The organism is Thalassotalea agariperforans, assembly GCF_053470345.1.
Genome location: NZ_JBQMWH010000008.1, coordinates 36916 through 51700, shown reverse-complemented (window position 1 = coordinate 51700; position 14785 = coordinate 36916). Strand labels below are relative to the sequence as shown.

The following is a 14785-nucleotide window of genomic DNA, read 5'->3' as shown; positions in this document are numbered from 1 at the left end:
GTTTACCGATAATTTATGCGATAGTTTTATTTAATCTTCGTCTGATTCTTGTAAACCACCGCCAACTTTTTTCCGAATTGGCATAGCGCCAGCATCTTCAAGATTAAATGAAATTTTCTTTTTCACTTTATTGATTGGTCGCTCTTTTGCTGACTTTTTCACTTTGGTTTTGGCTTGTTGATCTTTTTTCTTAATAGCTGTTTTAGGTTTTAAACCTTTAAACTTAGCTTTTAAACCATCAAGAACGTCAAAATTAAAGGTTGCTTGTAAAAAACCTTCAATATTTTTAAAACTTAACCAGTCTTTAGGACCAACAAACGATATCGCATCACCAGTACTACCAGCACGCCCTGTTCGGCCAATACGATGAACAAACTCTTCAGTATGTTTAGGAAGATCAAAGTTGATAACATGAGACACATTAACCAAGTCTAAACCACGTGATGCTAAATCTGTTGTTACTAAAATTTTATGTTGCCCTTTACTAAAAGACTCCATAATTTTATTACGCTGACTTTGGTTTAACTCACCACTTAGCGCTAAGGTGCTAATACCTTGTTGTGTTAATTTTTGTGCTAAACGTTCAGTGTCGCTACGGGTAGCAGTGAAAATAATCACTTGTTGGTATGTTTCCGTTGTTAATAACGAATCAAGTAATGCTTCTTTATGATCTAAGTTATCCGCCAAATAAAAACGTTTAGTTATATCTTTATGTTCAGTATGAGCATGACCAATCGCGATGCGCTTCGGATTTTTTAACAATGCCATGGCAAACTCATTCACTTGTGCGTGATCTAAGGTTGCCGAAAACATAAGGGTTTGACGTTTACGGTGATCCGCCGCTTGATTGATTTTAGTTAATTGCTCTGCAAAGCCTAAATCGAGCATGCGATCGGCTTCATCTAAAATAAGCAATTCAAGGCCATGTAAATAAAAATGCCCTTGTTCAAGGTGGTCAGTTAACCGACCAGGGGTTGCAACAATAAAATGCGGATCTTTTTCTAAGGTTTTAACTTGATCGTTAAAGTTTTCACCACCTAACACTAATACTGCTTTAAATTGTGTATTAGCAGTAAAAAGGCGTAATTGAGAAAAAACTTGCTTAGCTAATTCGCGAGTTGGCGTTAAAATAACCACACGCGGATCACGCTTAGATAAAGCTCTATTTTTTATTAATCGCTGTAGCGCTGGCAATAAAAACGCCAAAGTTTTACCTGAGCCAGTTTTAGACGAGGCAATTAAGTCATGCCCTGCCATAGCAGCAGGAATGGCTTGATGTTGAATATCTGTCGGCTCGTTGAAGCCTAAATGTTCAATAGTTGCTTGTAACTTTCTGTCTAAACCAAAATCAATAAATTGCAAAGAAATCTCCAATAGCCGTTCTATTTTTTAAATCTATAGTAAAAATTGAACGGCTTAAATTTACCCATCACTTATTTTAAGTGATCATGTGTTATCAGGTTAACTATTAGCAATACGCTCAGCTATAGCAGCTAACGCCATATCAATTCGTGCTAATACTTTTTCTTTCGGTAATAGTGCTAACGTTAAATCTAACGATGGTGAATTACCTGCGCCTGTGGCAGCAACACGCAATGGCATACCTACTTTGCCCATACCAAGCTCTAACTCTTCAGCCGTTGCATTAATTTGCGCGTGAATTGCCTCTGGTGTCCAATCAGCTAACGCCGTCAATTTTTCTTTAACAACTTCAAGTGGCTGCTGTGCTACAGGGCGTAAATGTTTTTTTAGTGCTGTCGCATCAAATTCAGTAAAGTCTTGATAAAAATACGCTGAAATTTCCGCCATTTCTTTTAACGTTTTAACACGATCCGCTTGTACTTTGACAATATCTTCTAATGCAGGACCATTTGACGTATCAATGCCTTGATCCGCCATATGCCAAGCTAAATGCTCAGCCACATAGCTTGGTGCTAATGTTTTCATGTAATGCTGATTTACCCAAATCAACTTATCCGTGTTAAAAGCAGATGGCGCACGATTACAGCCGGTTAAGTCAAATAATTCGATCATCTCTTCACGAGAGAAGATTTCTTGATCGCCGTGTGACCAACCTAAACGTACTAAATAATTTAATAACGCTTCCGGCAAATAACCGTCATCACGATATTGCATAACACTAACAGCACCATGACGTTTAGATAAACGCTTACCGTCATCACCTAAAATCATTGGAATATGCGCATATTCAGGTAACGGTGCACCTAATGCTTTTAAAATATTAATTTGGCGCGGTGTGTTATTAACATGATCATCACCACGGACAACATGTGATACTTTCATATCCCAATCATCAACCACTACCGTTAAGTTATATGTTGGTGTACCGTCTGAACGAGCAATAATTAAATCATCTAATTCTTGGTTTGAAATAGTGATATCACCTTTCACCAAATCTTTGATAACAACATCACCTTCAAGTGGGTTTTTAAAGCGAATAACAAATGGCTTGTCTTCTGGATAATCAGTGCGATCACGCCATAAACCGTTATATTTTTCTTTTTCACCTTTAGCACGAGCTTCTTCACGCATCGCTTCAACTTCTTCAGGCGTTGAATAACAACGGTATGCATTACCTGAGTCTAATAGCTGTTGTATCACTTCTTTATAACGATCAAAACGCTGAGTTTGAAAATAAGGGCCCTTATTCCATTCAAGATTTAACCATGTCATGCCATCCATAATGGCATCTACAGACGCTTGAGTAGAACGCTCTAAATCAGTATCTTCAATACGAAGGATAAAGTCGCCGCCATTCTTTTTAGCGTATAACCAACTATATAATGCGGTACGAGCACCACCTACGTGTAAATAACCTGTAGGACTTGGCGCAAAACGAGTTGTTAATGTCATGAAGCTCTCTCAATTCTCTGTTGCGCTAGTTAAATCAACTAACGCTAATAACGGTATAAAATTGCGCGCTATTTTATCAGGGTAATGCTATGAATACACCTGTTCAATTTGGCTTTATTGCCGCTTTATCAATAAATTTTCCATTATAAGAAATGGCGAACGAATAACATTCGCTACTACCAATAATATAAGTACGTTTATTAATTAGTCAGGATGTACAAAAATAGAGCGAACAAACACATTTTAATAAAAAAATGAGATTTATTTACATAATGGTGTTGACAGGTTTTTACTTCTCCCTATAATACGCCACCACAGAGACGGACGATTAGCTCAGTTGGGAGAGCACCGCCCTTACAAGGCGGGGGTCACTGGTTCAAGCCCAGTATCGTCCACCACTTCTGCATGAAAATGTGATTTGGTTGTTTTTAAAACTTCTGGAATAAATAAACTGGACGATTAGCTCAGTTGGGAGAGCACCGCCCTTACAAGGCGGGGGTCACTGGTTCAAGCCCAGTATCGTCCACCACTTTATTTATTATCCTAGATTCATATCATATCTGATATATATATGGACGATTAGCTCAGTTGGGAGAGCACCGCCCTTACAAGGCGGGGGTCACTGGTTCAAGCCCAGTATCGTCCACCACTTTCTTATTAAATTACATTTTATTTTTAAAACCAACTGATTATATTAACGGTCAAGCACCTTCTACTCTTTACAACCCGTACCAATCACTGGTTCAAGCATTCTTAATTCAAAATCAAATCGTCCACCACTTTCTTATTAAACCTTAAATTACTGTTAAAATTAACAGACTATTTTAAAGATCAAGTGCCTTCTGCTCTTTACAACCCGCACCAATCACTGGTTCAAGTCTCTTAATTCAAAATAAAATCGTCTACAACTTTATTGTTAAATTGTAGCTTATTTAAATTAACAGAATTTTGTAACGGTCAAGCTCCCAAAACTCACACAAGTTTCATCACTAAACGCGAGCTTTGGGATAAATATTCCATCAATAATGTTATTTCAGTTCGGTTTCAATTAAGACAATTTCAGTTGTACCGATATTTTTAATATTATGGCGCGATGCTGGCATATATAAGGCTTGGCCATCATGAACGGTGATCGCTTTACTGGTTTGTTGCTCATTATCGTTAATAAGCAATAATTGGCCACCTTGAACAACATATATCGTTCGATAAGCATAGATATGTTCATGAAAGCCTGATTCACTACCCGGTGTATAAGTTAACCGCACCATAAGCACCTTTGAGTTATCTAATAATACCTCTCGCTTTCCTAGGTTTTCTCGTTCGCCTGATTTTTCAGATTTTTCAGATAATGTTTGAATTGATTTAACTTTAGTTACAGGCTCTTTAATTTCATTAGCTTGGCTGACATTAACAACAAACAAAACAGGGATTAAGCGCTTAAAGAAGGAATTGATTTTTTTCATCTAAGCTACTCTACTGTTGTTTTATCTGTATCTAATAAGGCTTCTATCGTACCTTGCGCTAATTGGTGATAACTCGGTTTTGCTAGAAAATATATCGCTTTCGCCCAAGCCCTGTTTTGCTCAGAGTTAAACAGTTGCTTGTATAAAGGGACAATTAATTTACGTCGACCAATATTCATTAAATATTGTTCTAGTGCAGGCATAATCGGTTGGTAATCAACATTTAAAGCTAACACATACCAAGCATGTGCAACTTCAGTATTGGTGCTGTTTGTTAAATTAAAACGTTTATCTAACTGTGCCATGGTACTTAAAGAAATATCACGAGGAAGGTTATTAAGAAAATATAACCAATGATGCACGGTCCAACTTGTAGTATTTAATGCCTTGATATGGCTATCTATCGCAGCATGTTCTGAGATTAAAGCAACAATATCGAGGTCGATTTGTTTAAATACATCAAGGGTGACTTTCGGCCAATCCGCAGGTAAGCCTTCTTCATATAGCCACTCTTTAACTTTAGCTTTACTCACCGTATTTGGGGAAGCCGTAAGCAAATGCTGGTAAAGATATTGTTCAAACGCTGGTGTATTTAAACTTTCAAAGGCATGTTCATTAAAGTATTTTGTTAAAAAGCGATCAAACACCTCTCGACCAAATTTTTGCTCTAAATATAATAAAAATAACTGACCTTTAATATAAGGTACGGAAGTAAAAGCTTCATCGGGATCTCGCCCTTTTAAATCAATATATAGCTGAGTATCGTTGGCGGGTAGTTCAGCTAATTGATAACTTAAACTTTGTGCGCTTAACGCTTGCTCCATTAATGCTCGCTCAGTACCAAACACCGCTTCCATAATGCGATTTTCCACATACGAGGTAAAACCTTCATTAAGCCATAAATCACGCCAAGTTTGGTTAGTTACTAAATTACCTGACCATGAATGGGCTAATTCATGAGCAATTAAATTAACTAAACTTTTATCGCCAGCAATAACAGTTGGTGTAATAAAAGAAAGTCGAGGATTTTCCATACCACCATAAGGAAAACTCGGTGGTAAAATAAGTAAATCGTAACGGCCCCAGCGATACTCTCCAAAAAGTTTCTCTGTAACATCGATCATCGCTTGAGTATCATTAAATTCATTGACAGCAGCATCTAAATATTTAGCTTCGGCATAAACGGCTGTTTGCTCACTCATGGCTTTAACTTCTAAGTCACCAACCGCGAGTGCAATTAAATAAGCGGGAATAGCTTGTGGCATTGAAAAATAATAATCACCATCTTTAGGCGTGTCAGGTTCATTATTAGCACTCATTACTGCAAGTAAATTTTTATCTGTTGTGATCCTTGCTTGATAAGTCATCCTAACACTGGGAGTATCTTGAATTGGTATCCAAGAGCGGGCATGGATTGGCTGATTTTGGCTATAAACAAAAGGATACTGCTTACCTGCCGTTTGTTGTGACGTTAACCATTGTAAACCGGAAGCCTGTGGCTTAGTTTGATAATATACTCTCACTTTCTCTGCTTGTTCACTTAACTTAATGGTTAACTTTGAACCTAAAACGTCATCGCGCTCAGCTAAATGAAAAGTGCTACTTTGCCAGCTTCCTTTTGGCGATTGACTCATCACTGATTTAATATCTAGATCACGGGTATCTAATATCAAAGTAGCTGTTTTTTTGTTATCACGATCACGCCATGTTAAAGATAAATCAGCAAAACCCGAAAATTGCTGTCTGTTGAAATCAACAGCTAAATCTAAATAAAGGTGATGGACACTCACTTGCTGATAATTAGCATAAGTATATTCATCAACGAGGGAGTCAACTGGTTGCGCTATTACGCTAGTGTTAAAACCAATCGCTAACAAACATACTAGACTAAATTGACGAATGACGGATACAAGGACGTGAGCAAACATAAATTCCCTACTTGGTTAAAATACAACAAAAATTAAGCATAACCATTCTAACAAAATGTTCAAAGTTATATCTAAAAAATTCACTAAATAAAAACAATAAAGGCCTGTAAAAACAGGCCTTTATATAAACATTTTTGTTTTTTAAATTTACGGTTTATCCATGCGAATAACAACACGTCTGTTTTGGCCTCGGCCTAAAACGGTATCATTCGATGCAATATGGCGTTTTTCACCATAACCTTTGGCTTCAATACGTGAAGGATCAATACCGCTAGCTAATAAATGTTCTTTAATTTTATTAGCGCGTTTAACCGATAATTCATAGTTTGGCCAACGACCGCCATAACTGTCAGTGTAGGCATCAACCAATACCAATTCTAATTCTGGGTCTAAACTTAAATATTCAGTGATCATCGCAATTCGTTTTTTAGACGCTTTAGTTAATTGATCACTGTTAGATTGGTAATTAAGAACAGTGTAAGCAATATCTTCAAAATTATAATTTAATAAATTACCTACACAGCTAACAAATTCTTTGTACGCTTTCGAAAATCGGGCTGGCGACAAACCAACAGAAATTTTATCGTCATCATCATACCAATCATCATAATAAAATTGTGGATTCATGCCTTGCTCTAATTCACTTAACATGGTCCAAGCAATTTTTTTCGGTAAACTTGGTGAATATTGTTTATGCAATTTCATATCCGCCAATGTGCGATCGATTTTACCGGGCTTCCAACTAGGATTAACCGAGCGAACTTCGGCAAGTGAATAAGAATCAGGTAGTCGTAACATGTCTAATTCAAAGTTCATGTTCATTTGACGACTGGCGCTACTAGAAAAGCGCGCTTCACCATAGTTAGGTATTTGATGCGATAAAGTGCAAGACAAACGAGATGACTCTGAAACTTGCCATTTCGATTCTTCTAAATCCGCCTGATACTGACGAATATTAGCATGCGTAGGCAAAGCTAAAAACGACGTTAATGCGGTTACTAATAAAATATAATGTTTCATAAAATCGAAAGTATTAATTGATGTCTTAAGTAATATCGACAAATTGCTAAATAACTTTATCGCTTTTTTATAAAAATAACACTTTTTAACGATTTATGCGAAAGAGTGTTTAAGAAAAGTGTCATTTTCTGAGATAATTACCCTATCAAACGCTAATGAAATAATTTAATGACTGACGTAATATCTCCATCAACTCCACAAACTAAAGATAAATCAACAGATAAAACCCTTTTTGCACAACGCTTTCGTGGTTATTTTCCTGTGGTAGTTGACGTAGAAACCGCAGGCTTTAATGCCACAACCGACGCTTTATTAGAAATTGCCGCAACTACATTAAGTTTAGATGAAAACACCGGACAATTTTCATTAGACGAAACCATACATTTTAATGTTGAACCTTTTGAAGGAGCTAACTTAGAGCCTTCTGCCCTCGCTTTTACTGGTATCGACCCAAGCAATCCTTTACGTGGTGCTGTTAATGAAGATGAAGTATTAAAAGAAACCTTTAAATTTATCCGTAAAAAAATGAAAGCCGCAGGTTGTCAACGCGCTATCATGGTAGCGCATAATGCTTCTTTTGATTTAGGTTTTGTTAATGCAGCCACTGAACGTTGTCATATAAAAAGAAGCCCATTCCACCCTTTTGTTAGTTTTGATACGGCAACACTTTCTGGCTTAGCTTTAGGGCAAACGGTATTAGCCAAAGCTTGCCTAGCCGCTAACATTGGCTTTGATAATCAAGAAGCACATAGCGCGTTATACGATACCGAAAAAACCGCCGAGTTATTTTGTTATATCGTTAACAAGTGGCAAACACTTGGAGGCTGGCCTTTACCCGCTGAAAATGATGACACAAATAGCGAATAACTTAGCTAAATACTTAACTAAATACTTAACTAAAGTAACAATGCCTTAAATTCAGCGAAGATAATACCTCACTAACAAAAAAGCCAGTCGCATGACTGGCTTTTTATGTTAAATTTCAATCTACTAGCTGTATATCATACTTATAGCTTGTAACTTTTAACTTGTGGCTTATAACTTGTCGCTTGTAACTATAAGCCAGCGTTTTTAAATACCGCTGATACAATCTCTTGCGCTTCACTGATAATTAGCTCTAAATGCTTAGTATCAATAAAACTTTCCGCATAAATTTTATAAATTTCTTCGGTACCAGAAGGACGAGCGGCAAACCAACCATTTTCAGTGACAACTTTTAAGCCACCAATCGCCGCATTATTACCTGGCGCATGGCTCAATTTTTGTAAAATTGGCTCACCCGCTAAGCTATCAGCTTTAACATCATCTGGTGAAAGCGCGGTTAACACTTCTTTTTGTGCTAAGTTTGCTACCGCTTCAACACGGCCATAACATGGTTCACCAAGCTCTGCTGCTAGTTCTAAATAATATTGGTATGGGTCTTTACCCGTAACTGAAAAAATTTCAGCCGCTAACAAGGTCATAACAAAACCGTCTTTATCGGTTGTCCAACAGCTACCATCTTTCGCTAAAAACGAAGCGCCAGCACTTTCTTCACCACCAAAAGCATATGAACCGTCATTTAAACCGTCAACAAACCATTTAAAACCAACAGGTACTTCTGCTAATGGACGCTTAATTTGTTTAGCCACACGATCAATTAATGAACTTGAAACTAAGGTTTTACCTATTTTACAGCTATCAGCCCAATCTCGATGTGTCATTAAATAATGAATAGCAACGGCAAGATAATGGTTAGGATTCATCAAACCACCCGTGCGCGTAACAATACCATGACGGTCAAAATCAGGATCATTACCAACGGCAATATCAAAATCGTCTTTCATCGCGATCAAGCCAGCCATAGCGTAAGGCGATGAACAATCCATGCGAATTTTGCCATCTTTATCTAATGGCATAAACGCAAAACTAGCATCAACAACCGGATTAACAATAGTTAAATTAATACCGTACTGTTTAGCAATTTCTGGCCAATAATCAATACCTGAACCACCTAATGGATCAACACCAATATTAACGCCTGATTTAGCAATTGCTTCCATGTCTACAACTTGAGAAAGCTGCTCAACATAAAACTTAATAAAATCTTGTTTACTTAATAAAGGCGATTGCAAAGCACTTTCATAAGCGACATCACAGATATCTTCTAACTCGTTTTCAATAATTTCATTGGCACGGTTTTCAATTTTTTTAGTAACGTCACCTTCTGCCGGACCACCATGAGGTGGGTTATATTTAATACCACCATCAGTAGGAGGGTTATGTGAAGGTGTAATAATCAAGCCATCAGCTAATTCACTATGGTTACGGTTATGTTCAATGATCAAACGTGAAATAACCGGTGTTGGGGTAAAACCACCATCGGCTTGAATAACAACAGGAACATCATTACCAATAAGCACTGAAATCGCATTGGCAAAAGCGGGCTCTGATAAACCATGGGTATCTTTACCAATAAATAATGGGCCTTTATAGCCCATCTCTTTACGGTGCTCAGCAACCGCTTGGCAGATTGCTAAAATATGGCATTCATTAAAACTGATTTTAGTGGCACTACCACGATGACCAGAAGTACCAAAAGCAACACGTTGTTCTACTTTTGACATATCCGGACTTAAAACAAAATAGTCGCTAACTAATTTAGCAATATTAGTTCGATCTTGAGGTCGAGCCGTTTTACCCGCATGTTCATGAATAGCCATAATTCTTCCTAATTAATATTTAAAGTAAATCTCGAATATTCTCAGCTTCTTCAGCACTATAACCTAGTGATATAGCTACTTCCGTTAGCATCATTTTTTTACGTGTCGTATTTGAATTAGTGATCACCCAATAAGGTGACTCTGGAATTTGTCTTGGTTTGGTACTGCTACCACTTTCGGCTAACGCTTCTTCGTTATTAGCAAAATATAATCTGTCACGACCACGAATATCACAAACATTAGCAAATAACTGTTGGTGAACGCGGTACAACGCCGCCAAAATAAGTAAAAATCGCCCTACTGCACCACGCTGCATTGCCAGTTCTTCTTTATTGATATAATCAAACACTGACGATTTGTCTTGTATCGTTGTTTGGGCAACTACCTCAGTAGGTATTTCATCTGATGTGACATTTTCAGTTGTAGGTTGAGTTGCGATACTTGGTGTTGGAGCACTAACTGTTGATAGCTCATCCGCTGGGTTAGTTGCTTGGCTGGTTTCATCAAAAGATAATAAACGGCGTAAAATTGAAGAGGCACTTTCACCAATATATTGGGTGTTACTCGCGATATGTTGATATAGCGCTTCGTCTATTTCGATGTTTTTCATGGATAACCTAGAAAATAGAATAATTACTAAGATTATACTTAGCTTAAAGATAACCTGCTATAGCTTTACCTGCTTTAGTTTCGTTTTTTTTATTAACCGCACAAAAAAAAAACAATAATACGATAAGTATTTGCATCAATGGTTAAAAACACAGACAATTCTAGTAATTTTCAATGACTCAAACGGACAATCATGCAATACCTACACTACCAACAAACAGGACAAGGCTCAGATATTATTCTTATTCATGGACTTTTTGGTAGTTTAGATAATTTAGGCATGGTAGCAAAAGGCTTAAAAGATAATTACCGTGTCACCAGTGTTGATGTTCGCAACCATGGACAATCATTCCACCAAAACACCATGAGTTATGATGAATTAGCGCAAGATGTTATTAATGTGATGGACAAACTGTCGATTAAGTCTGCGCATATTCTAGGTCATTCCATGGGCGGCAAAATTGCTATGCAATTAGCAGTAAATCATCCAGATCGTGTTGATAAACTGATGGTTGCCGATATAGCACCGGTTGCTTATCCACCTCACCACCAAACCATTATTGATGGTTTATTGGCTATTAACCTAGACCAAATCACCAGTCGTAAAGACGCTGACCAACAATTAGCACAATATGTTGAAGACCAAGGTGTACGACAGTTCCTGTTACGTAATATTGGCCAAACTGATGGTAAGTTTTATTTTAAATGCCACTTAGCTAATATCGCTCATTGTTATCCTCAAATCATGTCGGCTATGTCACTGGAGCACTGTTTTGAAGGTAAAACCTTATTTATAAAAGGTGGTAACTCTGATTACATTCAAGCAGAGCATCGCTCTGTTATTCAAACTTTGTTCCCCAACAGTAGCGCTAAAATCATTCAAAATACCGGCCATTGGCTCCATGCTGAAAAACCAACAGCTTTTAACAAAATAATTAACGACTTTTTAATCAGCCAATAACTTCGTGGTAATAAATTACCGCCTTTTCACTGCAAATATACTGTGATTTTCACCGTGTTATGTTATATTGCGCCTGAATTTTTTGGGGTAGTAGATGTTAGCTGAATATTATGAATTAATAGAGGTCGTTGGCCTGAATCTATTCTTCGCCTTTATTTTTATTTTCATCGGGTTATCCATTCACGATATCATGAAAAAAAACGATGTTCCTAAAATGGGACAAATGGTGGTTTATTTTGTTTTATCGCTTGGTTGTTTAGGCTTTATTGTTAAAGGTGTTATTCAATTCATCTGGGAAAGCCAAGGTGTAGGGTAACAAAATGGCAAAAGAAGCTTCAGATTTAACAACAATCGACTTATTTAGTGAAGAAAAAAGACCTGGTCGTCCACGTACCAATCCTCACGCTCGTGAAGTTCAGGTTCGTATTAATAAACGCAATCAGGTTAAACGTGATAAAAATAAAGGTTTAAAACGGGTGGAATTTAAAATTCACCAAGATTTATTTGAACAACTTGAGCAGCGCGCCTTAGATGAAAATTTAACGCGTGGGCAATTAATTGAAAAGCTATTAAACGCAGCGTTAGTAGTGAACAAAAAACAGTTAGATTAAAGTAAAAGGTTAGCAACAAATGGCAATTGTAGGTTTATTTTTTGGTAGTGATACCGGTAATACTGAAGCAGTAAGTAAGATGATCCAAAAAAAATTGGGTAAAAAACTGGTCGAAGTAAAAGATATCGCTAAAAGCACAAAAGAAGAAATTGCTGAATTCGACTTACTTATTTTAGGTATTCCTACTTGGTATTATGGTGAAAACCAATGTGATTGGGATGATTTTTTACCTGATTTTGAAGAAATTGATTTTACCGATAAATTAGTCGCTATTTTTGGTTTAGGTGATCAAGAAGATTATTCAGAATACTTTTGTGATGCCATGCAGCCATTAAAAGATATTGCCGAAAGTAAAGGTGCTATTTTAGTTGGTCAATGGCCAACAGATGGTTACGAATTTGAAGCATCAAAAGCATTAATTGATGACAACACCTTTATTGGTTTATGTGTTGATGAAGACAGACAACCAGAATTAACCGAAGAACGTGTTGATAAATGGGTAAATCAAATTTACGACGAAATGTGTTTAGCGGAATTAGCCGACTAAATTGACTAAACGTTAAAAACTTTATCAATAAAAAAACCGAGTTATCTCGGTTTTTTTATTTCTTCTTATTTATAATGTAGAAAAACTACTTAGTTTTCGTCCGGAAACGTTTCTCTTACTGCAATAAACTCATCAAAATCTGCTAAAACTAAATCAACCAATTTGGGCTCAAATTTAATGCCTTTTTGAACACTTAAAAAAGCATGAATTTGTTCATTAGACCACGCTTTTTTATAACAACGTTTTGAGCCTAACGCATCAAATACATCCGCTATTGCCATAATCCGTGCTTCTAAAGGGATCTCCTCCCCTTTTAAGCCTTTAGGGTAACCTGAGCCATCCCAATTTTCATGATGATATTTAGCTAAACTAGCTCCGAGCTTAGAAATACTTGAAGACGATTTAGCTAACATTTGGGCACCAACTTCAGCATGAGTTTGCATCACTTGCCATTCTTCATCATCAAGTTTACCGGGTTTATGCAGGATTTCATCAGGAATAGATATTTTACCAATATCATGCAGGGGCGCAGCCAACCTTAAGGCTTGCACATATTGTTCATCCAAATTAAGTTTATCGGCGATCATGGCACAAATCAAAGCAACACGATGAACATGACTGCCAGTTGATTGGCTATGATTTTCAATGGCCTCACCAACAATGTAAAGCAACTCTTTTTGAGTTAGTTCTATCTCATATTGACGAGTAATACTTTCTAAAATTAACGCTACATTAGTAGCATATAATTCTGCTAAGTTAGAGCGAAAATGCTCAGAGTCACCATCAAATTCTATATAAAGAACCGATGATGAATCATGTGCCGTTTGATAAAAGCCAACAAAACAGTGTTCATCCGAATAATGGCTTTTATCAATAAAAGCTTGTTTAATTTTATTTTGTACCGAAATATCAATCTTAGAACTGTCTAAGCTATCCGATTCACAAATATATTTTCCGGTACACGCCAGAATTAAATTATTATTAACTTGATCAAAATCAATTTTAGAACGCGCGATATATAGCGCTGAGCTTTCCACATTCATTAATGTTAATAAATGATTAAGCGCTGCCGAGCCAAATGCTTTTACGTTATGAATTTTGAGTAAATCATGAGTCGAACTGATCAATTGTTTAAAGGCATCTAAACTACGCTGAATCGTCATAATATCGCGATAAGCGCGAATACCGGCATAAACGGTGGTGATCATTTTATTAGAGGTGAAATCTGTTTTTTCTTTATAATCATTGATATCAAAATCACGTATCACAGCAGCTTCCGGCGCATTACCTGCTTGACCTGTTCTTAACACCAAACGAATAGCTTGGTTCTTCATATCATTTCTGATCCAATCAACCAACTCTAATCCTGCATGATCGGTTTCCATCACTACATCAACAAAGGCCATGCAAAAGTCACTATCTTTTAATAATAACTCTTTAGCCTCTTGTGATGAAAAAACACTAACGATCTCTAGTTTCCTATGTTCAATTTCCGCATCTGCTAAAACTAATTTAGTGACCTGATGAACAGCTTCGTCATCATCTATCACTAAAATCCGCCAATACTTTTCTGACAACTTTTTAGTATCGCTCTCTGTATTTTCAGGTTCATCCTGGAATAGAAATTCACTCATATGCAGTCTTTTATTTTTTACATCCTTGAACTGAGTTTAACTCAATGTATTTTTATTGCACAATTTTTCTTTAATTTATTGATATAGCTAATAATATAACCACAACAACGTGGATATTGCTAAATTAATTCAATTAAAGAGATTTTAACCAGTAATTTTTTTACTTCAAATAATTAAAAAGAAAACCTTTAACGACGATATTGACCTAATTATCAATAAAACTCAGGAAAATAGGATATTTTGATTGACTATTTAACCTAAAAACGATAAAAATAGAGCCAATTAATTACCGAATTTTTTTTATGTTATTTTCTTTATTTCTTAAGCTAATTTATGTCAACGTCGTGGTCTTACAATCACGATGGGATGCTTGCTGTAAATAAGAATGTAATTCAAACAATGTAAGCCTCCTCTCATATGATTGGAGGCTTTTTTA

13 protein-coding genes and 3 tRNA genes are annotated in these 14785 nt (G+C 36.5%); 8 read left to right on the top strand and 8 right to left on the bottom strand.

Going from position 1 to position 14785, the window contains the following annotated elements:
* Positions 1–30: 30 nt before the first annotated feature.
* Together ACSLUO_RS11655 and gltX are read right to left on the bottom strand one after the other, a co-directional pair.
* Positions 31–1362, bottom strand: a complete 1332-nt coding sequence (locus ACSLUO_RS11655; protein ID WP_448248707.1) for a DEAD/DEAH box helicase — start codon at positions 1360–1362, stop codon at positions 31–33.
* 99 nt (positions 1363–1461) lie between these two features.
* The gene (gltX, locus tag ACSLUO_RS11650; RefSeq protein WP_448248706.1) at positions 1462–2874 is read right to left on the bottom strand and encodes a glutamate--tRNA ligase; all 1413 of its coding nucleotides are present in this window, start codon (positions 2872–2874) and stop codon (positions 1462–1464) included.
* A 322-nt stretch (positions 2875–3196) separates the two neighbouring features.
* On the opposite strand from gltX, the gene ACSLUO_RS11645 reads away from it, so the two are divergent.
* The 3 genes from ACSLUO_RS11645 (at position 3197) to ACSLUO_RS11635 (ending at position 3523) form a co-directional block, all read left to right on the top strand.
* Positions 3197–3272, top strand: a tRNA-Val gene (locus ACSLUO_RS11645).
* A gap of 55 nt (positions 3273–3327) precedes the next feature.
* Positions 3328–3403, top strand: a tRNA-Val gene (locus ACSLUO_RS11640).
* 44 nt (positions 3404–3447) lie between these two features.
* A tRNA-Val gene (locus tag ACSLUO_RS11635) sits at positions 3448–3523 on the top strand.
* Positions 3524–3902: 379 nt separating this feature from the next.
* On the opposite strand, the gene ACSLUO_RS11630 is transcribed toward ACSLUO_RS11635, so the two are convergent.
* From ACSLUO_RS11630 to ACSLUO_RS11620, 3 genes are all read right to left on the bottom strand, one after another.
* Entirely contained in the window at positions 3903–4337 is a 435-nt protein-coding gene (locus ACSLUO_RS11630; protein ID WP_448248705.1) for a cupin domain-containing protein, read from the bottom strand.
* A 5-nt stretch (positions 4338–4342) separates the two neighbouring features.
* A complete protein-coding gene (locus tag ACSLUO_RS11625) occupies positions 4343–6265 on the bottom strand; it encodes a M1 family metallopeptidase (RefSeq protein ID WP_448248704.1) in 1923 nt (640 codons plus the stop codon).
* Between the two features lie 147 nt (positions 6266–6412).
* On the bottom strand, positions 6413–7285 hold the full coding sequence (locus tag ACSLUO_RS11620; protein ID WP_448248703.1) for a flagellar protein MotY: 873 nt from the start codon (positions 7283–7285) through the stop codon (positions 6413–6415).
* A gap of 168 nt (positions 7286–7453) precedes the next feature.
* Here ACSLUO_RS11620 and rnt point away from each other — a divergent pair, with 168 nt between their 5' ends.
* The gene (gene rnt / locus ACSLUO_RS11615; protein WP_448248702.1) at positions 7454–8152 is read left to right on the top strand and encodes a ribonuclease T; all 699 of its coding nucleotides are present in this window, start codon (positions 7454–7456) and stop codon (positions 8150–8152) included.
* A 188-nt stretch (positions 8153–8340) separates the two neighbouring features.
* Here rnt and pgm read toward each other — a convergent pair whose 3' ends face one another.
* Both pgm and seqA read right to left on the bottom strand, forming a co-directional pair.
* Positions 8341–9987 carry a phosphoglucomutase (alpha-D-glucose-1,6-bisphosphate-dependent) gene (gene pgm, locus ACSLUO_RS11610; protein WP_448248701.1) on the bottom strand — a complete coding sequence of 549 codons (1647 nt, stop codon included), beginning with the start codon at positions 9985–9987 and terminating at the stop codon, positions 8341–8343.
* A 19-nt stretch (positions 9988–10006) separates the two neighbouring features.
* Complete coding sequence (seqA, locus tag ACSLUO_RS11605) at positions 10007–10597, bottom strand: replication initiation negative regulator SeqA (RefSeq protein ID WP_448248700.1); 591 nt, start codon at positions 10595–10597, stop codon at positions 10007–10009.
* A 192-nt stretch (positions 10598–10789) separates the two neighbouring features.
* Here seqA and ACSLUO_RS11600 point away from each other — a divergent pair, with 192 nt between their 5' ends.
* The 4 genes from ACSLUO_RS11600 (at position 10790) to fldA (ending at position 12715) form a co-directional block, all read left to right on the top strand.
* A complete protein-coding gene (locus ACSLUO_RS11600; RefSeq protein ID WP_448248699.1) occupies positions 10790–11557 on the top strand; it encodes an alpha/beta fold hydrolase in 768 nt (255 codons plus the stop codon).
* Between the two features lie 94 nt (positions 11558–11651).
* Complete coding sequence (locus ACSLUO_RS11595; RefSeq protein ID WP_448248698.1) at positions 11652–11873, top strand: DUF2788 domain-containing protein; 222 nt, start codon at positions 11652–11654, stop codon at positions 11871–11873.
* A gap of 4 nt (positions 11874–11877) precedes the next feature.
* On the top strand, positions 11878–12168 hold the full coding sequence (gene ybfE, locus ACSLUO_RS11590; RefSeq protein WP_448248697.1) for a LexA regulated protein: 291 nt from the start codon (positions 11878–11880) through the stop codon (positions 12166–12168).
* A 19-nt stretch (positions 12169–12187) separates the two neighbouring features.
* Complete coding sequence (fldA, locus tag ACSLUO_RS11585) at positions 12188–12715, top strand: flavodoxin FldA (protein ID WP_448248696.1); 528 nt, start codon at positions 12188–12190, stop codon at positions 12713–12715.
* 89 nt (positions 12716–12804) lie between these two features.
* Here the strand turns inward: fldA and ACSLUO_RS11580 are convergent, their stop codons facing one another.
* Positions 12805–14349, bottom strand: coding sequence for an HD domain-containing phosphohydrolase (locus tag ACSLUO_RS11580; protein WP_448248695.1), 1545 nt, complete (start codon positions 14347–14349; stop codon positions 12805–12807).
* Positions 14350–14785: the final 436 nt, after the last annotated feature.

Excerpts from the sequence above, each read along its gene's own strand:
- gltX (WP_448248706.1), bottom strand. The coding sequence starts at position 2,874 with ATGACATTAACAACTCGTTTTGCGCCAAGTCCTACAGGTTATTTACAC.
- ACSLUO_RS11630 (WP_448248705.1), bottom strand. The coding sequence starts at position 4,337 with ATGAAAAAAATCAATTCCTTCTTTAAGCGCTTAATCCCTGTTTTGTTT.
- ACSLUO_RS11625 (WP_448248704.1), bottom strand. The coding sequence starts at position 6,265 with ATGTTTGCTCACGTCCTTGTATCCGTCATTCGTCAATTTAGTCTAGTA.
- ACSLUO_RS11620 (WP_448248703.1), bottom strand. The coding sequence starts at position 7,285 with ATGAAACATTATATTTTATTAGTAACCGCATTAACGTCGTTTTTAGCT.
- rnt (WP_448248702.1), top strand. The coding sequence starts at position 7,454 with ATGACTGACGTAATATCTCCATCAACTCCACAAACTAAAGATAAATCA.
- pgm (WP_448248701.1), bottom strand. The coding sequence starts at position 9,987 with ATGGCTATTCATGAACATGCGGGTAAAACGGCTCGACCTCAAGATCGA.
- seqA (WP_448248700.1), bottom strand. The coding sequence starts at position 10,597 with ATGAAAAACATCGAAATAGACGAAGCGCTATATCAACATATCGCGAGT.
- ACSLUO_RS11600 (WP_448248699.1), top strand. The coding sequence starts at position 10,790 with ATGCAATACCTACACTACCAACAAACAGGACAAGGCTCAGATATTATT.
- ACSLUO_RS11595 (WP_448248698.1), top strand. The coding sequence starts at position 11,652 with ATGTTAGCTGAATATTATGAATTAATAGAGGTCGTTGGCCTGAATCTA.
- ybfE (WP_448248697.1), top strand. The coding sequence starts at position 11,878 with ATGGCAAAAGAAGCTTCAGATTTAACAACAATCGACTTATTTAGTGAA.
- fldA (WP_448248696.1), top strand. The coding sequence starts at position 12,188 with ATGGCAATTGTAGGTTTATTTTTTGGTAGTGATACCGGTAATACTGAA.
- ACSLUO_RS11580 (WP_448248695.1), bottom strand. The coding sequence starts at position 14,349 with ATGAGTGAATTTCTATTCCAGGATGAACCTGAAAATACAGAGAGCGAT.